Consider the following 21,712-nt stretch of genomic DNA (forward strand, 5'->3'; position numbering starts at 1 on the left):
AGATAAAGTCTATTTTTTTATCAGAATTTCCAGATGCTAAATTTGCTTTCAATTCCATTATGGATTAGCACATTAAGATATATTAATATTGCCAAACTTATGGAAAGTAACTTTCAATTCCATTATGGATTAGCATTCTTCTAATTCTTCTAACATAGATATTAATAAACTCAACTTTCAATTCCATTATGGATTAGCTCTGCTTATTTTGTAGAAAAACTCTACAGGGAGGGAAGAGCGTTACTTTCAATTCCATTATGGATTAGCGCGAATGCTTCTTCTAATTGGTATAGTGTTGTAATAAACTTTCAATTCCATTATGGATTAGCGGGAGTCAGTAATTTTGCCTAAGCCATTGCACGTATAAGCTTTCAATTCCATTATGGATTAGCACGCTTAGACCAGATAGAAAAGAGACTCAAGAAGAAAACTTTCAATTCCATTATGGATTAGCATATAATGATTGCGTCCAAGAAGTGGCATTAGATGATGTCTTTCAATTCCATTATGGATTAGCTTGCAAATAGGGAAGATGCAGTAAAGTATTACATTACATTCTTTCAATTCCATTATGGATTAGCAAGATTAAAAAGTTTAGAAGTATACCTTAATTATTAGTTTTCTTTCAATTCCATTATGGATTAGCTCATCTGTGGAATTTGTAATTGAGGATAGCTAAAGTTCTTTCAATTCCATTATGGATTAGCAATGAGTTATGAAGAAGTTTGTTCTTTTATAAAAGAAAAAGCTTTCAATTCCATTATGGATTAGCTTCCTTTCTCTAGTCCTTGCCCTATCAAACACTGTTATAACCTTTCAATTCCATTATGGATTAGCAATATGAGGATGAGGTATCTGAGGGTAGCGCTTACAAGGCTCTTTCAATTCCATTATGGATTAGCAATGTTTACGGTAATACTTATGAGTATACCAGTACTACCTTTCAATTCCATTATGGATTAGCTTAATACTTATTATAGCTACAGTTATTATTGCCCTTATAGTTATACTTTCAATTCCATTATGGATTAGCTCTATTTTTCTAGATGGTGGAAACGGTAAGGCATAATAGAACTTTCAATTCCATTATGGATTAGCTACACTTAACGATATCCCAATTTACAAAATAATAAACTTTCAATTCCATTATGGATTAGCCACCCCTCAGCAGTACTTAGCAGCAGTCAGCTCTCTTAACTTTCAATTCCATTATGGATTAGCCTGGTGCACTAACGGGTGCTGTGGTAGGTTCATTTGTTCCCTTTCAATTCCATTATGGATTAGCTTGTTGTGTTCTCTCTCTTTGCGATCTCTTCTAGTTTCTCTTTCAATTCCATTATGGATTAGCATAATTATGATCCTTCACTAGACCAAAAGGAAGAAGACCTTTCAATTCCATTATGGATTAGCGACACGATAAATCATTCCGATATTAACAAAAAAATAGATCTTTCAATTCCATTATGGATTAGCTATCGTTTTGAACTTTGCATGGACGGTATGTATAACTCTAACTTTCAATTCCATTATGGATTAGCATTTTTAACGTAATTTTGGCTCAGAAAGACGTGACAAAAATGGCTTTCAATTCCATTATGGATTAGCTGACTTATTAGAACAGCTAGTGTATGCTATAAATCCAAACACTTTCAATTCCATTATGGATTAGCATTATCTCCACATGATATACGCCGTAGCGGGGCATATTGGCTTTCAATTCCATTATGGATTAGCTAGAAACTTAGACGAAATAACAGAGAAATACGATATACAACCTTTCAATTCCATTATGGATTAGCTGACATGAAAGCGACAAAACGCCAAATAGAATTAATAAAGCTTTCAATTCCATTATGGATTAGCCGATTATTTATATATGCTCTTTGTGCTGTCGGCAGTGAGCTTTCAATTCCATTATGGATTAGCTCTGCCAGCTTACTCATCTTAGCCCACCTCCAACAACTTACTTTCAATTCCATTATGGATTAGCCTTCTGATTACGATAGACCTTTCCAGTTTATGTGTGTTACAATCTTTCAATTCCATTATGGATTAGCATAGTCAAGTGAGCCTCTGTTCCTTAAAGAAAATACAATGCTTTCAATTCCATTATGGATTAGCACTTTATACGTATCCCCGCTTGTCGGCACCTTAACTGATTCTCTTTCAATTCCATTATGGATTAGCAAAATAGCACCAGGAAGGAGACTATACCACCGGGTTATGATCTTTCAATTCCATTATGGATTAGCGACCTCAGTTTAATGATATGACCTAGTTTTTACTTCCCAGTTAACTCTTTCAATTCCATTATGGATTAGCCTACTACTGATGATGGGAAAGCGTCAGAAGGATCTAAATTAACCTTTCAATTCCATTATGGATTAGCAACTGCCCTGAGCGTGATGTTAAACTCCCCAGTTTAATAGCTTTCAATTCCATTATGGATTAGCCTGGTGAGGTTAGAATGCATGATGTAATACGTTTAGGAGAACTTTCAATTCCATTATGGATTAGCGAGACTGATTACTAGAAGAATTAAATAATTTTTGCATATCTTGCTTTCAATTCCATTATGGATTAGCATCTCATGTTGATATTCTTCTTTAGCCTTCTCTAGAGCCATTTCCTTTCAATTCCATTATGGATTAGCTTGCTCTGGTACTAGTACAACTCTCTTTTGCCATCTCTTTCAATTCCATTATGGATTAGCTACATATTTCTGCTGTAGCTGCCATTTATATCATCTTACTTCTTTCAATTCCATTATGGATTAGCACTATTACTCAAAGTATCCGTGATTATTATTACAATCAACTTTCAATTCCATTATGGATTAGCATCGCGGGCTGCTGGGTCAAGTTCAGACATGTGATGAGCGTAACTTTCAATTCCATTATGGATTAGCTCTATTATAGAGAAGAGATAGTACTTTTGCTTCTGGAGTTCTTTCAATTCCATTATGGATTAGCTAAAAATTTTCCAATTTGAGGATTTCTATCATACTAAATATATCTTTCAATTCCATTATGGATTAGCTTGGAGAACCACCCTGAGCTTTCCGAAATCGTTAACAATACGCTTTCAATTCCATTATGGATTAGCTTCTGCACTAGAAGAACCATGCTCTTTATCAGAATTGTCTTTCAATTCCATTATGGATTAGCAGCCAGCGAAGGATATGCAGTGATCGTTCATCATACTGATCTTTCAATTCCATTATGGATTAGCCCCTCGCTTAAACAGAAACTGTTAGAGCAAGGCATAATTACAGACTTTCAATTCCATTATGGATTAGCTTAAAGGCGGTGCACCGCTACCCCCGTTTGCGGTAATGTAAAACTTTCAATTCCATTATGGATTAGCTGTTCATATTTCATATTTGCAATCTTCAAAATTTCCATAAACTTTCAATTCCATTATGGATTAGCAGCACCGAGTATAGCACCTTCATTAGCTTCCTGAAGGACCTGCTTTCAATTCCATTATGGATTAGCATAAACCAAAGAAGTGACATTTACGAATACTACTTTGAGTTCTTTCAATTCCATTATGGATTAGCCCAAAACTAATGAGTATCATAATCGAGTCACCAGATCATCTTTCAATTCCATTATGGATTAGCCACAGGTATCGCGAGGTCAGGGTTTGCTTTAACGAAATACTTTCAATTCCATTATGGATTAGCTCTGCATTGTGTTATGATAAATACGGTCAGCTTGCACGAGTCTTTCAATTCCATTATGGATTAGCAAAGTTGAAGTAAAGGTTGTTAAATCATTAGAAAAATTGCCTACTTTCAATTCCATTATGGATTAGCCTCTATCCGGAAGAGTTTGCTAAGATTGACGAATTTTGTAGCTTTCAATTCCATTATGGATTAGCTGTTCAAGGAGAAAGCAATAATCAAGGTAAGACAAACTGTCTTTCAATTCCATTATGGATTAGCTACAGTCCTGTCGACGTAACATTTCGCTTTGCGTAAGCAATACTGTCTTTCAATTCCATTATGGATTAGCATCGGTAACTCATCATAATAAGTAGCATAAACTACTCCACTTTCAATTCCATTATGGATTAGTATAGTCGTTATCTATAGCGTCCTGAATCCTCTCTAAAGCGTCTTTCAATTCCATTATGGATTAGCGAAATCCAAAGGAGAAAGGAGAAAAAAGCGGAAATTTTACTTTCAATTCCATTATGGATTAGCAACCAGTTTGAGGAGTTCCTTAACAAGTTCATCTTCAGAGCTTTCAATTCCATTATGGATTAGCCGTTCATTTTATTAGGGCAGTTGGGTATACACAAGAATTATCACTTTCAATTCCATTATGGATTAGCACGGGGTATATTGTGATCTGGTTCTGACAAAGACGTTGAACTTTCAATTCCATTATGGATTAGCACAAGGAGGAGTATCTCGAGGTTGGGGAGGTTCATATAGTTACTTTCAATTCCATTATGGATTAGCAGAGCTTGATTTAGAAGGAAAAATATGGTTGTATAATATAAAATGCTTTCAATTCCATTATGGATTAGCAGATAGCATAATCATAATTTAGATCTTTAGCATATTTCATTACTTTCAATTCCATTATGGATTAGCAGGGAAAGGTTCAGGTTTAAGGCTTATATTTCACCGCTGAACTTTCAATTCCATTATGGATTAGCTCAAATTGGGACACAAACCATAACCCCAACAATTGAAGATAACTTTCAATTCCATTATGGATTAGCTTAAGTAGATATTCTGCCGCAAAATTCCTATGACAATAATGTTTTCTTTCAATTCCATTATGGATTAGCTAATTTTGAGGGCGAAAATCGTAGGGGATGAAAGATATACGCTTTCAATTCCATTATGGATTAGCTTAAAATATAAAGACGTATTAAAGCTAGACGGGAAGACTTTCAATTCCATTATGGATTAGCTGCCAATAACTATGAAATCAAGATATTTGACAGATGGATAAACTTTCAATTCCATTATGGATTAGCTGCAGATTTTTATACTATTACTATTATTGTTTTCTTCGTTTCTGCTATATAAGCTTTTCTTTATGTTACATATTTATCATTACTGAATTTTTAGTATTCCCTTGAAAAAACGGGAATTCTAAAAAGAGAAATACATTCAACGTTCTTTACAAAGATACTCTTATTGATCACTTATAAATTGAAAGAAATTCCCGATAAAAAACGGGAATAAAAACAAAGATATACTCAAAATTTAATAGAACATCTAAGCATTAATATCTCAGTTGGTCTTGAATTAAAGAAGATCGTCAATAAATCGTATATTTATAGTAAAAGATTAAATATATGTATATATTGGGAATTATTGGAATTCTTATCGTGACTAACCACAGATTTTACTTTTAAATTAACGCTTAAATTTAACAAAAATTAATGAGCCTAAAATCCAAGAAAATAAAAAGATTAACAAAATAAAATATAGAAAAATTATAATCTTTTTATTTTCTGAAGAGTGATTAGAAGTAGTTATGTGCAAAAATACTACAGTCTGTTAACTGGTAATAAATAGTTAAAAACTTTCATTAACCAAGAATAAGTATTATCACTACTTATGGAAAACCTATATCTACTAATGTTTTCACACATTTGATTATTCTCCTTTGCAGTTTTTCATTGGTATGAAATATTCACCCTTACAAATCTTTACTTATTCTATAAGATATACTAACCAATAGAAGGAATTAAATCGTTTCCATAATTCTTTTTTAAAAAACTGTTTTATGCCCAAATAATTTCTTTCCGCTTATTCGGAAAGTTTTTCCAAACAAAAAATATATATAGGGGCATATTATATTTAGTAATATGAGTGTTGAAAAAACAGATACGGAAGGGATAATACGCAGGGTCGCAAATCTCCTCGCATCGGTTTTCATCTATAGCGAATCGCCAACATATGTGGATAGATTTGCTAATGCACTATCAAAGGAGGCAGTGGCTAGGGTCATTTACGAGTCACAGAGGATAATACAAATGGGGATTTCAAGTGGCGAAGTTAAAATGGGGAATGTGGAAATATCTGGTAAGAGCATGAAAATCACTGATAAAAAGGGGGAGGAAAGCTATCCTGCAGTTATAATAAAAACAAAGGAAGGGAGGAACTACATAGTGGTTGGTTACTTACCTACAGATAAAGATGTTGAAGACTTTATGAGCTTAGTAGAGAGGGATATATACTACGCTAGGAAGGCCGGGGCATTAGCTATGTCTATTGCAAATAGATCACTTTTAGGAGGTGGTGAGTAAATGATTAGTGGTTCATTCAGGTTTTTAATAAATACTGAAAGTCTTAACGGTGTCGAGAGCGTAGGTAACTTGACAAGGCATAGGACAGCTCCAGTGGTGCTTAAGACTTCTACCGGTTACTTGGTCAGATATGTTCCAGCTATTTCCGGTGAGTCTTTAGCACATGCATACCAAACGGCGTTAGTAGACTTAGCAAAGAAATATAATCTACCGGTAGGGGTTTACTCGTCAAAATACGATTTTATAAAGTTCTCAACTGAAGAAGTGCTTAAAGAAGAGGGAGTCAATCCGCCAAAGGACTCAAGCGATATGAGGAGGTTTGAGGTAGAGGTAATGCTTAAGGATATTGTTGCCGATATAGGAGGGTTTATGTATGCAGGGAACGTTCCGGTTAGAAGGACTTCAAGAATTAAATTCGGTTATATGATACCGGCTCTCATGGGAGATGAAATTCCCGCACAGCTTGAAAGCCAGTTTCACGTAAGGTATAGTGAGAAGGACCAGATGATTTATAATGTCGAGGTTTCTTCTGCTCTTTACGTAATGTCCTTCTCCCTAGATGAAGACTTAATAGCTGTACCATCAACAGAAGGACCTAAGGTTAACGGAGAAGATACACTCACTAAACAAAGAGATAGTAGAGTTAAAACTGCAATAGAAGCTCTATATTACGTTTTAACTGGTAACTTCGGAGGTAAAAGGTCTAGATTCTTACCGTCAATGAAGCTAATGTCTGGTATTGTAACGGTAACAGATTTCCCATTTATACCGGAACCGGGGCATACGAATGATTATATTGCTACTACTGTAAAGAGGCTCGGAAAAGCCAAAGAGATATTCAAGGGTAAGAGCAAAGTTTACGTAATAAATAACGAAGGGATCGAAGAGGGAGGAGAAGTAAATAAAGTTGGGAGTGTTGAAGAGCTAATTACTTCTCTAACTGGGAAGTAAAATGATTTATTCTAAAGTTTTTTTAAAGCTTCACTGGGGTTTTTATGTTTCATACCCAGAAGCCTCTAAGGCTAAACCATCATTCTACTTACCCCCTCCTACTACTCTTATAGGAGCATTAAGTTACGGAAAGTACAGGGGGGTTGACACAAAGGCTTTTAAGGGGAAAGCGGGAAGTCCAGCCCTAGAAATAAAGGTTAAGGCTGCAGCTTCTTTCAGCAACGAGTTTGTCGGGGGATACACTGAGGATATTATACGAAGCGTAATTATGTACTTTCAGAGGAAGGAAAGGAGGGGAGATCCTAAGTTTAGATACGGTGTAGTTCCTACCGGAAAAATTTACGCTCCTAACCAAGTAGTTAAGGTAGTCTATGTGGCTGAAATGGATAAAGAAGAACTGGAGAGATTAAGCTGGTCTATTACTAGGCTAGGTTGTAAGGAGTGTTTAGTAAGTGTGGAAGACGTAGAAATAGGTGAGGCTAAAAGGGTTAAGGGTAAAGTGAAGACATCTTACTATTTCCCAGCGAGTGTAACAATATCGGAGGAAGAAAAGAAGAATGTTATGTTAGTTAGTTTCTGGGATGAAAACGGTTTCATTTGGGGAAGTGCAGGAAACGTAGTGACATATGCACTCCCAGTTACGGGATATCCGTTAAAGAGCAAGGAGGTTGAAGTAGAGGCTAGTGAGGCTTATGAGGTGGGAGGAGAATATGTTGTCTTCGGCTAAGAGTATAACTGATATTTATGAGGAGTTCATAAAGGATAACAGACTACAAGACAGATTAGCTATTAGACAAACTGTAGAGGAATTAGAAAAAGGACACAATGTTATCCTTAAGGCTCCTACTGGATACGGTAAGACAACGTTAACAAAAGTATTGGCTAATGCTGTAGACCTAGGTTATTTTGCTAGGGTAATACACGTTCTCCCATTAAGGGCAATTGTACAAGACCTCTATGAGAAACTAAAATCCGATAGTGAAAAGGGAGTTATTAGGACTAAAAGTATTGCAGCCCAAGATATGGACTTCTCAGATTCTCCCTTTTTCATGCAGAGAGTGACTGTGACCACTCTAGATACCTTTATCCTTAACCTATTTAAACTTCCCGCGGTTGAGATGGGTAAAGTATTTCAAAACTTTGGAGCCCATTATGAATTACCAAGGGGTATGATATATTCATCATTAGTTATATTTGATGAGTTCCACCTTCTAGGAGAGGAGGGTAGACCTTTAACTGCTGGATTATCTGCTGTAAAGTCACTTACAGATGCAGGTGTTCCAGTAATAATCATGTCTGCCACTATTGACAAAGGGCTAGAATCACTGATAATGAAGTACGGTAAAGATTTCGTTACTGTGGAAGCCAAAGACTTCAGTATTGAAAGAAAGATTACAGTTAAGAAGATAAGAGAAGAAGAGGTCTTAAGTGACGTTTTAAAAGAATATAGTGAAGGAAAGAGAGTATTAGTAGTGTTTAATACTAGGGTAGGGGCTATTAATTTTTATAAGGCTCTTAAGGATAAGGGACTGAACCCAGTACTAATCCACAGTAAGTTCAATAGGGAAGATAGAAGGGTCTTAGTTCAGAAGGTATTAAAGGAAAGGCTTGTTGTCTCTACTCAAGTTATTGAGGCTGGAATAGATACAAGTTTTGACGTATTAATTACTGAAGCAGCACCAGCATCAAACCTAATACAGAGGGCTGGAAGAGTTGCAAGATATGGAGGTTATGGTGAGGTCCATGTGTTTCCGTTCAGTGGAAAGGTTTATGATAAGGAAGAGGTACAGGAGGTTTGGGAATCCTTAGACAGAGGTTTGCCAGAGCTTAAGGAGAAAGAGTATCATGTCGATAACATACTTCTCAGTGACTTAACTACTATAGACCATTCAGTATTTGCTGATTCAATTACAGCTAAGAACCTTTATACCTCTGTATGTAATATAGTGAGGGAAACATCTATTATAATGGGCTTTCCTAGGGGAGAGTATAATTCTGAGAAGGCAATTCCCCTTACAGAAAAAGAAGCAATGGAGGCTCTGAGAAAGAACGGAGCTGTAAAAGATGGTAAGGAGGTTACAGATTATAAACCCTCTACAAATGTTTGCCTACAATTAGATCTCCTAATGAAAGGAATAGACGGTGTAATAATAGCTGGTTATGATAAGGAGATCGGAGGGATAATATGAAGAAACCATGTGCATTTACAAATCAGCCTTTATTAGACCACTCTAAAGGTTCACTTAACTCTATGAAAAAGATCCTTTCCGATTCCTATGTATTAACAGCGAAGAGGAGACTTGAAAAATTCGGGATTAAAGTAAAGAAGGAAGACTTTGAGTTATCAGTACTTCTACACGATATAGGCAAAGCCGGTGAGTTTTATCAAACTCAATTTGATGATGAATGCAATTCTTCCCGTACTCCTTCTTTCATATATCATGAGATTGGATCTGCAATTTTCTTTTATAAGAACATAGAGGATAAGAAGCTTAAGCTATTAATTGCACTTGCTGAGCTGAACCATTTGAACACAATTAGAAGTATTTCGCAACTTAACCCCAACAGTTTTCCTAAGAAGTTTGATCTGGGTATGATAAGACTTAAAAGATTCGGAAAAATAGTGTTAGAGGAAATAGGGATGGAGAACTTTACTATTGAGGATTACACATTTGATGATTACCACGAAATGATGAATGATTTAGTAAAAGAGAACGGGGCTTATCTTAAGTTGTACTCTCTTTTTTTAGCTCCAATAATCGTTGGAGATAACCTAGACAGCTCCCTAGCTAGGGGGCTGAATGAGAGGAGAAGGTTTATCCATGTTCTTGAAAAGGAGGTGAATTCTCTTGATAGTCCCTCTGTATAATTTATTCGGAGATAATTTAGTAACTCAGTTAGCAGTAAACACGAAGGAATTAAAGCCTATGACAGTGAAGGGAAAACCCTACTTAGAAATAGATGACAAGGAGCTAAGAATAGCCCTTGATACCGCCAGTGATATAGCCCAAAAGTTTGAGAAAGATAACAAGAGACCTATACCCCTAAATGCAAATGATAAGAAAGTCATGGAGAAAATATTGAAGTGTTTTAACTTCTCTTCCTCAGATCCCATCTCTTATGTTTTAAAGAATTTCAATATTGAACAAAGTAAGGAATGTTATGTAGACAATGTCCCTTCATTTATAAAGCCAGAGTACTATGAGTTTGTCAGAATCCCCGGAAAACCTGGAGGACAGAAGATGTCGGTAAAAGTTGATTCCAGATATGTAATTCTCGCAATAGCCGGTTGGTTATTCTCAAGAATAGGATATGCTAGAGTAGGTGGAGAAACAATAGGGGTAAACGTTTTCACATTAACAAAGTCAATGCTCTATAATACTTACGGTCAGTTTAGTGGTGTAAAGCCGGAAACTGCTTTCATATTCCTTTTAGCTGATAGGGTAATAAAGTCTGGTTCAAACATTTCTTCAGCTAGAGTATATCTTATGTCAGATGCTGGAGGACAAAACCCTACCGTCATACTAGGAGGTTTCAGCATAGATTTCTCTAAGTTATTGGAAAAGAAAGAGTTAATAGATGATGACTTAATAAGGCTTGCGCAAGACGCAACAAATGACCAAAGTCCCACTAACGATTTCTCAGCCAGAATTGTTGAACTAGTCTATGAAGTGATTGGTGGAGCTAAGAGAGTAGAGGATTTAGTATACCTCGCAAATCGTTACGTTTCCATGGAGATAACAAATGCAAAGGAATTCTGTAAGAATAACAGAATTTATTGTACAGCTTACTATTATTCTCAGAAGCTTCTAAGTGAAATAGGATGGTAGAGTTTTTTTCGGAAAAAATTGTTAAAGTTGAGTTCTCTGCTGTGCCGGAAAGCGATGTAATTTTACCTCCTCTAAGTTCTAAAGTAGTAAAGAACTTGATTTTATCTTCTAAACTACTTCCCTCTCTCTCAAGCTTAGTCCAGAGCGGAATGAAGAACAAACCACTCTTTATCTCGAACTTGGGTAAAAACGGTTTTAGGCTTTTCAGTACGGGTAAGCCAGTAAGTGTTAAAGCTGGAGAAATTCTTAACTTCTTTATCTCTTTCCCCTATTATGACGGGTTTTTCACGGAACTGTCTTCTGGGAGTTTTGAGACTGGGTATGGGAAGTTTTTTATTGAGCTTGAACAACTCGAAGTTATTGAACTTAGCTCCATAAAAGGGGTTAGTGAGGGTAATTTTTATGTAAAATTCGTGACCCCGGCTCTCCTTTCTTCAAAAGTCCTTCTTCCTCCGTCGTTGAAAGAGAAATATAAGAACGTTAATCCGGGGTATAGTTTAATCCCCTCTGTAGGTTTAGTAGTGAGTTATGCTTATAGGGTTTATAGGGCTTTATATGGAAATACCAGTAATATGGAGCTTGATTCAAAATCCTTTAGGCTCGGGGTTTTGAGTAATAGTTTATCTAGAGTTATAGGGTATAAACTTAAACCCTTGACTGTAGTCATAGGAAATGACAATAAGGGGAGATTAAGGACTTCGAGAGGTTTTGTAGGGTGGATGGAATTTGATATTCCGTATAAGAAGCTTAAGAAAGCTATTTCGAAGTATTTAATTATAGCTTCCTATTTAGGGATAGGGAAGAGTAGGGGAATAGGCCTTGGGGAAGTTGTGGTTAAGATAAAAAGTTAATCAGAAACCTCTGAGACCTAATAACTTTATCTTCCAATTTCATCGAGGAATATCCTTACACTACTGCGACTTAGGCTAATGACGTTAATGCTCTAAGCTTTCAATTCCATTGAGGATTATCGGGACAATATACTATTTACAAATGCCACTAGCATTGATTTCTTTCAATTCCATTAAGGATTATCATTTTCAATTACTAGTACAGCACATAGTGACGGAAATTATACCTTTCAATTCCATTAAGGATTATCGTAAAAATCCCGAGATAAAGCCTATCATTATCAAATTCTTTCAATTCCATTAAGGATTATCGTTGAATATTAATGGTAATGAAAATGCTATGTATGCAGTAAGCTTTCAATTCCATTAAGGATTATCTCCTTATCCTAGTGACAAGAATGCTCTTTATATAGTAAGCTTTCAATTCCATTAAGGATTATCAACATGCTTATAGATTTGGTTGAACTTATATGGTAACTGCGACTTTCAATTCCATTAAGGATTATCTAGTGTTAGTTGTTATAGTACTCGTAGCAGATATTGTTGCTGCTTTCAATTCCATTAAGGATTATCTGTTCCTTTGACTTCATCGATTAACAAACCGCTATGATCTAACTTTCAATTCCATTAAGGATTATCTAAAGAAAGAAAAGAAGTACAAGGATTTTGCAGTATTACCATTTAATAATTTTCTAATTCCTTCAGGTATTATAGGGAAGTACAAGGATTTTGCAGTATTACCATTTAATAATTTTCTAATTCCTTCAGGTATTATAGGGAAGTACAAGGATTTTGCAGTATTGGAAGACTTTCAATTCCATTAAGGATTATCTGAGGGTGGACTTCCCCGTGTTCGATTCGCCGTATAATATTAAATATCTTTCAATTCCATTAAGGATTATCAGTTAGTCCCCGATTCAAAAGTCGTTGAGGAGCTACTTCGCTTTCAATTCCATTAAGGATTATCTCACCAAAAAGGATCCAACCACCATCATAATCCTCAGAATCTGTCTTTCAATTCCATTAAGGATTATCCTTTAACACTTTTTTGTTTTATCATACACCTCACCCTATTCTTTCAATTCCATTAAGGATTATCCGAATCTTTTATTCGTGTCAAAAACCGTGCCGTCTAGGTCACTTTCAATTCCATTAAGGATTATCTAAATATAGGAATATATCCTAACGTCTACGTTCCCCTCCGTACTTTCAATTCCATTAAGGATTATCACGGGACTTTCTGGGCAACGACACGTTTTGGTTCAGAACGCTTTCAATTCCATTAAGGATTATCTTGGGTATGTGTTGAAGTACAGATACGGGTTTGGGGTTCTTTCAATTCCATTAAGGATTATCCAAATTTTCCATAAGAACTATTCAACATCAGTTTAGCTAACTTTCAATTCCATTAAGGATTATCAAAAATACGCTATCAAATTGCCTAAGCGTCTCAATTACATTCTTTCAATTCCATTAAGGATTATCTTCTTAACGAAACTGAATCCAGGGGAACAGTTACGTTTATCTTTCAATTCCATTAAGGATTATCCGTTATATGAAGAATAAGTACTATGTTGCGACTGTAAAACCTTTCAATTCCATTAAGGATTATCTCCCTCTAGTCCACTCAAACGTCCATAATGCTGCAATTAACTTTCAATTCCATTAAGGATTATCCAGGAGGTTTAGGTAAGTTAGTTAAGTCAGTTAGTAGGTACTTTCAATTCCATTAAGGATTATCTAAAAAAGCTCTACGTAACTGAAAGGGGCTTAATAATTGCTACTTTCAATTCCATTAAGGATTATCCAATGAGTGCTACTGTGCCGTTTGTTGATGATATATCTAGTCTTTCAATTCCATTAAGGATTATCAATCCCTTGGCGGGAATTTTGGAAACCTAGAAGATTCAAGAATCTTTCAATTCCATTAAGGATTATCAATATTTTTCTTATCTGGCAATACTTAAGAAATTGAGAATATCTTTCAATTCCATTAAGGATTTCACATCTGAAAACGTTTGCTGGTGTCAAAGGTCGTTCCGTCACTTTCAATTCCATTAAGGATTATCTCTATTGCGTGATCCACATAATCTCTAATCTCATATAGCACTTTCAATTCCATTAAGGATTATCTTTATTTTTCTAAGCGTTTAAAATTATTTCGTTATTTATAGACTTTCAATTCCATTAAGGATTATCACAGGCGGAGGCTTTAGCTTTGGAGGCGGGAAAGGAGGAAGCTTTCAATTCCATTAAGGATTATCAAAATGTAAAAGTATATGACATCTTTGTCACACCAGGTGACTTTCAATTCCATTAAGGATTATCTTTTTTTGAACTCATTATAAATAGAGACTGGTACCAAAACTTTCAATTCCATTAAGGATTATCTAGAAAGTTCTAGTTATGAAATAACAGAGGTGTTGAAAAACTTTCAATTCCATTAAGGATTATCTTACTCAACTAAAGAGAACGTGGATAAGGTAATAATAAACTTTCAATTCCATTAAGGATTATCTTAGGAGTGGGCTTTTAAATTTCTATCCTTCAATTTCTGACTTTCAATTCCATTAAGGATTATCCCGTATTGATTTGCTGTCTCCTCCTCCCTTCACCGATACCGCTTTCAATTCCATTAAGGATTATCTTTGTAATGCGTATATCGTACATAGAGCAAAAATGGAGAAACCTTTCAATTCCATTAAGGATTATCTTAGCGTGATAGACGATATCTTAAGTGAGGCTAGGAAGTACCTTTCAATTCCATTAAGGATTATCTGTATACGGAAATATTGAAGTTACAAATGGCGTAACAAAACCTTTCAATTCCATTAAGGATTATCTTATACTCTTTGAAACACATGGCATGTGAAAAAATTCTTTCAATTCCATTAAGGATTATCAGAAATATGAAGAACTGTTAAACGAGTATAACGGGTTAACTTTCAATTCCATTAAGGATTATCGGAATGTGGCACCACGCTGAGATTATCATCAACAATAATCTTTCAATTCCATTAAGGATTATCTGGGATATTACATAGTTCAATAATAAATTAAGGGAAAAACTATCTTTCAATTCCATTAAGGATTATCCGGTCTGGATTAACATTTAGTGGTTGTATGAAAATAAAAAACTTTCAATTCCATTAAGGATTATCTTTCTATCAAGTCAAGTACTGACAAATCAACTACAAATCTGAACTTTCAATTCCATTAAGGATTATCATTATAGTAATTGTTTTAGTAATCATTTTGATAGCTGTGATCTTTCAATTCCATTAAGGATTATCCCTATAGGTGTTACAAAATTCAGCCCCTTCTGATGGGGATCTTTCAATTCCATTAAGGATTATCCTTGATCTACTACCAGTTCATTTATTCTCTCAATAAAGAACTTTCAATTCCATTAAGGATTATCAAATCGTTCTTCTACGTATACGACAGTTTGGGACTTCATAGCTTTCAATTCCATTAAGGATTATCTATACTTCCTCCCCGTCAGAAGAAAATTTAGACGGGGGGATAGCTTTCAATTCCATTAAGGATTATCAAAATCGTTGTAATAGACGAGGCACATAGAATACTCGCTAGAACTTTCAATTCCATTAAGGATTATCAGGAAGACTGGGGAAATATTGATTCTGCAGGGGAGGACAAAGCTTTCAATTCCATTAAGGATTATCATACCGTCACGTAGTAAACGTGGCTTAAAACATTACACTACTTTCAATTCCATTAAGGATTATCATGTCAGTATTTTGAACTCTGTCCTTAAGGTAACTTTGTCCTTTCAATTCCATTAAGGATTATCGGTTTCCTACTTTTACACCATCTTTATATAAAGATATAACTTTCAATTCCATTAAGGATTATCCACGACCTGGTCTTTTTACCGCATCACTCAGGCTTTTCTTTCAATTCCATTAAGGATTATCTTAGAGAAGGAAAGAAAATCTATGTAGAATTAACAGAGAACTTTCAATTCCATTAAGGATTATCGGAACGTGGACATTAGGATATACAGTTACATCTATTTCTTTCCTTTCAATTCCATTAAGGATTATCACACGCAGATATTATGCTTCTTACAGACGTGGTCAAGAGCTTTCAATTCCATTAAGGATTATCCTATCACTCAACGGAATATCGGAATATGAATCAAGAGCTTTCAATTCCATTAAGGATTATCTGGGAATGTTTCGTAGACGTCGTAACGTCTGACAAAGTGAGATCTTTCAATTCCATTAAGGATTATCAACTTATGCAAATCTCATCTATGACGCGAGAAATAATATGTACTTTCAATTCCATTAAGGATTATCAGGAGTGGAAATATAGTTTTGACTCAGTGAGGGTAAATGTGTACTTTCAATTCCATTAAGGATTATCTGATTGTTTTTATATTCACTTGGTATAAAAGAATATTGTACAAATTTCTCAATCTTTCAATTCCATTAAGGATTATCTATCGCTGGAATAGTAGGAAATATTCTCTCACTTTATCTTTCAATTCCATTAAGGATTATCCAAAAAATTAGTTAGAAAAAACTGACTTAAGAAATAGTCTTATTAACTTTCAATTCCATTAAGGATTATCAGTGTTAGATAGACAGATCGGTAGTAAAGTGCCTGTCGTATTCGCTTTCAATTCCATTAAGGATTATCTTATTGATGCTTTCGCCATTGAACCTATAGACGAAAAGAAGATCACTTTCAATTCCATTAAGGATTATCATACATAATACATAATAATCAGAAAAAGGGCAAAAGAGCATGATCTTTCAATTCCATTAAGGATTATCTGGAGATAGTTGAGAGTTATGATTCTGATACTTATGCTTACCCTTTCAATTCCATTAAGGATTATCGTAGCTGGATTTCTAGGGTACTATTTTGCACCAAGCAATACTTTCAATTCCATTAAGGATTATCTTTCTCTTCAGAAGAACAGAATTGAAGTGAAAGCGAAAAGCTTTCAATTCCATTAAGGATTATCAAACATTTTCTGTAACAATTGTATAACAATTGGTTATAATGACTTTCAATTCCATTAAGGATTATCTTCAGCTTATCTGAGTACTTCAAGAAAATATCGTTAAGCCTCTTTCAATTCCATTAAGGATTATCTGAATATAAAATCCAATATCTTAAAGTTGTAGTTATAAATCATGTCTTTCAATTCCATTAAGGATTATCTGAAAAACTGAAAAATGACGGTTGGGAAGTAATTTGGACTATCTTTCAATTCCATTAAGGATTATCAAGGAATTCTGCAGAAATTTAGACGAACTTAATCAAGTATCTTTCAATTCCATTAAGGATTATCCTATCTTCTCTAAAGGACCCACGTAAAGATACCTTAACTTCTTTCAATTCCATTAAGGATTATCTGGAAAAAAGTCTTATAATAATCATCTTTATAGTAGTCTTTCAATTCCATTAAGGATTATCCTGTTCATAAAAGAAGTAGTGATGGCAAGAAATCCTATACTCTTTCAATTCCATTAAGGATTATCAACGGGTTAAGCCCAACAATGTTCATAACACCAGCAAATGTACTTTCAATTCCATTAAGGATTATCATCCAGGCTTATATGCGAGGTGGCATTTAGAGGGGTTAAAACTTTCAATTCCATTAAGGATTATCTCGCTGTAATAGGTGCTAGGATACTTACTAGACAACTTGGCTTTCAATTCCATTAAGGATTATCTAAATGCTCAAATACTTAATCTCTCAGCGTGGCCTAAATCTTTCAATTCCATTAAGGATTATCACAACCAAAATGATCTATTTACCAATGTGATACTCATAACTTTCAATTCCATTAAGGATTATCTAATTATCATCAGAGAAAATTAGCAGAAATGAATGAGAGAAACGCTTTCAATTCCATTAAGGATTATCTGTTCCCTTGACTTCATCAATTAACAAACCGCTATGGTCAAGCTTTCAATTCCATTAAGGATTATCTCAAACACGTCACCCTCAAGGTATGCTGGTGATTGTAATGACTTTCAATTCCATTAAGGATTATCGAGCGGGTACACTAAGAGGGAAATAATAGCAGTATTGAGAAAGCACTTTCAATTCCATTAAGGATTATCTTAGGTACAGTGTCTCAATTGATAATCCCGCTTATTTTAGACTCTTTCAATTCCATTAAGGATTATCATCTGACAAAAAAAGAGAGATATTCTATGATATTTGTTGTCTTTCAATTCCATTAAGGATTATCTCTATTTTATCGTTTGTCAAAACTTCATCGAGTGATATCTTTCAATTCCATTAAGGATTATCATATCTAATGTGTTGCTTTAGTGATACTGACGACGAAAACTTTCAATTCCATTAAGGATTATCTCTATACCCGGAAGAGTTTGCTAAGATTGACGAATTTTGCAGCTTTCAATTCCATTAAGGATTATCGTATATCAGAAAGTTCTTTGCGACACAAATGCTAAGTTTCTTTCAATTCCATTAAGGATTATCTTAATTCCATTTAAGCAACAAATTCAAACGTTTCTAGAGTCCTTTCAATTCCATTAAGGATTATCGTTTAATTTTTTCTGACTGGAGACCGTCTAAGGATTATGTCTTTCAATTCCATTAAGGATTATCAATAGCCTAATGAGGTGAGGGATATGAAGAAAAGGAGTTCTTTCAATTCCATTAAGGATTATCTCGAGAGGTCTGTCGTCATAAGACGGGCACTCTCGGAATTCTTGCTTTCAATTCCATTAAGGATTATCTCGTTAATATTTCAGCAGTTTCCGGGACAGTGTATTTGCTTTCAATTCCATTAAGGATTATCTGAAAGAGCTGAAGGACTTAGATAGTTTAGTAAATATTGTTAACTTTCAATTCCATTAAGGATTATCACGATCTCGTCATAGATTCCTCCACGTAATAATAAAAAGCTTTCAATTCCATTAAGGATTATCCTGACCAGATGACACTTTCATTACCATCATCAAGAGCTGTTCTTTCAATTCCATTAAGGATTATCCGCAAAACCGTAATAGATTTCGAACTTCCTCTTCTGCCCTTTCTTTCAATTCCATTAAGGATTATCGAAATAGCTAAGTACTTTGATAGTTTCCCCTTCTTGCTCACTTTCAATTCCATTAAGGATTATCTGATAGGGCTTTACCTCAGCCATGATAAGTTACCTTATTTTTCTTTCAATTCCATTAAGGATTATCGGTGGAGGAATATCTGGAAGCACTCTATTCTGGGTTGCAGTCTTTCAATTCCATTAAGGATTATCCCGGTTCTAGCAAACCCTCTACCGCTAACGTTTCCAAGAAACTTTCAATTCCATTAAGGATTATCATAACACAGTTGTTGAGGAGTGCTGCTGAATTGGAAAGCCTTTCAATTCCATTAAGGATTATCCAGAGGTAGGAAGTAAAAAAAAGATATTCAAAATTACAGAAAACTTTCAATTCCATTAAGGATTATCCCCAGCGAAAAGCCTAGACACTCCTCGAACTGCTCTACCAACTTTCAATTCCATTAAGGATTATCTCAGCCTCCTCAGGTTTTATAACAATTTTGGTTGGCCCCTTTCAATTCCATTAAGGATTATCTTATGTCAGTAGTCTTGACATTAAAATTAAGATGTATGACTTTCAATTCCATTAAGGATTATCCACCAGTTCCGGAGCTAGTTGACGTTTGACCGCCAGTTCCCTTTCAATTCCATTAAGGATTATCCTTTCTTGAGGTAGACAAACTCTGAAATATTTTTAAACTTCTTTCAATTCCATTAAGGATTATCCTACAGAAAGCTAAGATGATAAGGGCCTACCTTATTGTCTTTCAATTCCATTAAGGATTATCAATATCATATTAGGGGATTTTCCCTAACTCCTCTCGTAAAAGTTCTTTCAATTCCATTAAGGATTATCTGATTGTTTTTATATTAGTTCTTATGTTATTTTCTTCGTTTCTGCTATATAAGCTTTTCTCTGTTAAAATTACCGAATGCATATGTTTCGCACAAACGTTATGGTTTCTGCTATATAAGCTTTTCTCTATGTTACATATTTATCATTACTGAATTTTTAGTATTCCCTTGAAAAAACGGGAATTCTAAAAAGAGAAATACATTCAACGTTCTTTACAAAGATACTCTTATTGATCAACTAAAAATTGAAAGAAACTCCCGATAAAAAACGGGAATAAAAACAAAGATATACTCAAAATTTAATAGAACATACACTCTCTATTTTATTTAACTTTGTAAAACCAAGAAATGCACTTAAATGGGACTGTTCTCATGCAGTCATGAAATTCGATAAATATTTGTAATATTATATCAAACGCTTTCTAATATATTGTATCCCCTTTAAGTAAGCCTCGTTTAAGGGAGTTTTCTCCCTTGAATAAACTACCGGGTACATGACGTTTAACAAGCCAAGACTATAGTTAACCATCCTCCTACTCCTATTAACAGCCCTTGGGGAATGTTCTCAAACAGTCATCAAATTCGATGAGTGTATGTAAAAATATTAGAGTAATCATAAAAAATCTTTTTCTAATACAGTTCACTGAAAAGAGGTAGAATTGTGAAGAGCAAATATTATTTTAAACGTTTATGTGTCAAGGTTGTACTCTGTCTTTGTACGGTAACCTAAGTTTATTTATCCCCATATCTTTCCGAGAAAGATAACATCCTTAAACGAGGCTTAATTAAAGAGGATATAGTATATTAGAAGTAAACTGATATAATATTACAAAAACATATCAAATTTCATGACTGTTTAAGAACATTCCCCCTCTACTGATACGGAAAAACAGAAGATCAAACGTTAAATTAGAACAGCAAAAACAAGATAAAGAACGTTAGAAATTCTATCAAAAAAATATTTATAGAAAATATATAATTTATTATTCTTAACTTATTTTTAATTATAGTCTTTTTCATAATAGTTTCAAGGGACAAGTTTTATCTTAAGATATTAAAAGCAGGTTAAACAATCGATGCCATACTTTGTATCGATAAATATCATTTATCCTTTGCATTTACTATGAAAAAGACTATAATACTCATTCTGAGAGACGATAGGAGCTTAAAGATTCACATTGGTAATATCATTTTCTTATTATTTATAGAATAGATTTTATATTCAAGTAGAGTAGAGATGAGTAGATAAATTTTGAGTAAAAGATATGTAGTTCTAGAGAGACATAACAAGTGCAGACAATTCTAGGTTTTTAATAAAACAGCTTTTGAGACTAAATAATTCTAAAATAAAGTCTTTAGTTGATTATCTTATCATTTGAGATTATCGTTGAACGATCTCAAATAAATTACTACTGTTTCTGATCCCTTTATTCATAATGCTAATTCCGTCGAAAAAGGTAGAAAATTATTACAGGTTCTTAAGGATATACTTTATTCATAATGCTAATTCCGTTCACGCTCTTTCAACTCTGCTAGTAATTTTGCTCATGAAACTGCTTTATTCATAATGCTAATTCCGTAAAAGTCACTAGATAGTCCACATTAGATTTTATGATTTGGAATCGTGGAGTAACTCAAAGATACTCGTTTCTATGTTTTAGACTGTAAGATTTCTCCGACAAGAATTTTACTGTAATTTTAATGTCTCCATATCCCTAATGCTACATCGACCAGTGATAGTGTATCCAGTAGTGCTGTAATTTTAATGTCTCCATATCTACGATCACCATAGTCTATTAATAACTGTAATTTTGTTTTCAAATAAATTATAAAATTCCCTAATTTACTATAAATGGAAACTTACAGAGTGTTTTGATTAAGCGAAGCG

General features: G+C 34.3%; 7 protein-coding genes, 1 pseudogene and 3 CRISPR repeat arrays (1 of these 11 running past the window's edge). Of the genes and pseudogenes, 7 read left to right on the top strand and 1 reads right to left on the bottom strand.

The features are described from left to right. A CRISPR array of direct repeats spans positions 1-4,998; the repeat unit is 24 nt; unit sequence CTTTCAATTCCATTATGGATTAGC; it begins 1,726 nt to the left of the window's first position. Positions 4,999-5,838: 840 nt separating this feature from the next. The 7 genes from csa5 to cas6 are packed head-to-tail and all read left to right on the top strand — an operon-like array spanning position 5,839 to position 11,911. Next, the gene (gene csa5 / locus STK_RS14485; RefSeq protein WP_010980732.1) at positions 5,839-6,279 is read left to right on the top strand and encodes a type I-A CRISPR-associated protein Csa5; all 441 of its coding nucleotides are present in this window, start codon (positions 5,839-5,841) and stop codon (positions 6,277-6,279) included. Next, positions 6,280-7,230, top strand: a complete 951-nt coding sequence (cas7a, locus tag STK_RS14490; RefSeq protein ID WP_010980733.1) for a type I-A CRISPR-associated protein Cas7/Csa2 — start codon at positions 6,280-6,282, stop codon at positions 7,228-7,230. 1 nt (position 7,231) lies between these two features. Beyond that, on the top strand, positions 7,232-7,957 hold the full coding sequence (cas5a, locus tag STK_RS14495) for a type I-A CRISPR-associated protein Cas5a (RefSeq protein WP_010980734.1): 726 nt from the start codon (positions 7,232-7,234) through the stop codon (positions 7,955-7,957). Beyond that, positions 7,941-9,419, top strand: coding sequence for a CRISPR-associated helicase Cas3' (cas3, locus tag STK_RS14500; protein WP_052846847.1), 1,479 nt, complete (start codon positions 7,941-7,943; stop codon positions 9,417-9,419). Before cas5a ends, cas3 begins: the two co-directional genes overlap by 17 nt. Continuing rightward, entirely contained in the window at positions 9,416-10,099 is a 684-nt protein-coding gene (locus STK_RS14505) for a CRISPR-associated endonuclease Cas3'' (RefSeq protein WP_010980736.1), read from the top strand. Before cas3 ends, STK_RS14505 begins: the two co-directional genes overlap by 4 nt. Next, positions 10,080-11,060 carry a type I-A CRISPR-associated protein CsaX gene (gene csaX, locus STK_RS14510; RefSeq protein WP_052846848.1) on the top strand — a complete coding sequence of 327 codons (981 nt, stop codon included), beginning with the start codon at positions 10,080-10,082 and terminating at the stop codon, positions 11,058-11,060. The genes STK_RS14505 and csaX overlap by 20 nt, the downstream gene beginning before the upstream one ends. Continuing rightward, positions 11,054-11,911: a CRISPR system precrRNA processing endoribonuclease RAMP protein Cas6 gene (gene cas6 / locus STK_RS14515; RefSeq protein ID WP_010980738.1), complete on the top strand. Its 858-nt coding sequence runs from the start codon at positions 11,054-11,056 to the stop codon at positions 11,909-11,911. The genes csaX and cas6 overlap by 7 nt, the downstream gene beginning before the upstream one ends. A 97-nt stretch (positions 11,912-12,008) precedes the next feature. Continuing rightward, positions 12,009-12,551: a CRISPR direct-repeat array (repeat unit 24 nt; unit sequence CTTTCAATTCCATTAAGGATTATC). A 168-nt stretch (positions 12,552-12,719) separates the two neighbouring features. After that, positions 12,720-19,825: a CRISPR direct-repeat array (repeat unit 24 nt; unit sequence CTTTCAATTCCATTAAGGATTATC). 405 nt (positions 19,826-20,230) lie between these two features. Here cas6 and STK_RS15480 read toward each other — a convergent pair. Beyond that, positions 20,231-20,377 (bottom strand): annotated as a pseudogene (locus STK_RS15480) (IS1 family transposase); the annotation flags it as partial. Between the last annotated feature and the right edge of the window lie 1,335 nt (positions 20,378-21,712).

The sequence above is a fragment of the Sulfurisphaera tokodaii str. 7 genome, from assembly GCF_000011205.1.
Lineage (GTDB): Archaea > Thermoproteota > Thermoprotei_A > Sulfolobales > Sulfolobaceae > Sulfurisphaera > Sulfurisphaera tokodaii.

Bases quoted from the DNA above. Each gene is read 5' to 3' on its own strand.
- csa5 (WP_010980732.1), top strand. From the start codon at position 5,839: ATGAGTGTTGAAAAAACAGATACGGAAGGGATAATACGCAGGGTCGCA.
- cas7a (WP_010980733.1), top strand. From the start codon at position 6,280: ATGATTAGTGGTTCATTCAGGTTTTTAATAAATACTGAAAGTCTTAAC.
- STK_RS14505 (WP_010980736.1), top strand. From the start codon at position 9,416: ATGAAGAAACCATGTGCATTTACAAATCAGCCTTTATTAGACCACTCT.
- cas6 (WP_010980738.1), top strand. From the start codon at position 11,054: ATGGTAGAGTTTTTTTCGGAAAAAATTGTTAAAGTTGAGTTCTCTGCT.
- cas3 (WP_052846847.1), top strand. From the start codon at position 7,941: ATGTTGTCTTCGGCTAAGAGTATAACTGATATTTATGAGGAGTTCATA.
- cas5a (WP_010980734.1), top strand. From the start codon at position 7,232: ATGATTTATTCTAAAGTTTTTTTAAAGCTTCACTGGGGTTTTTATGTT.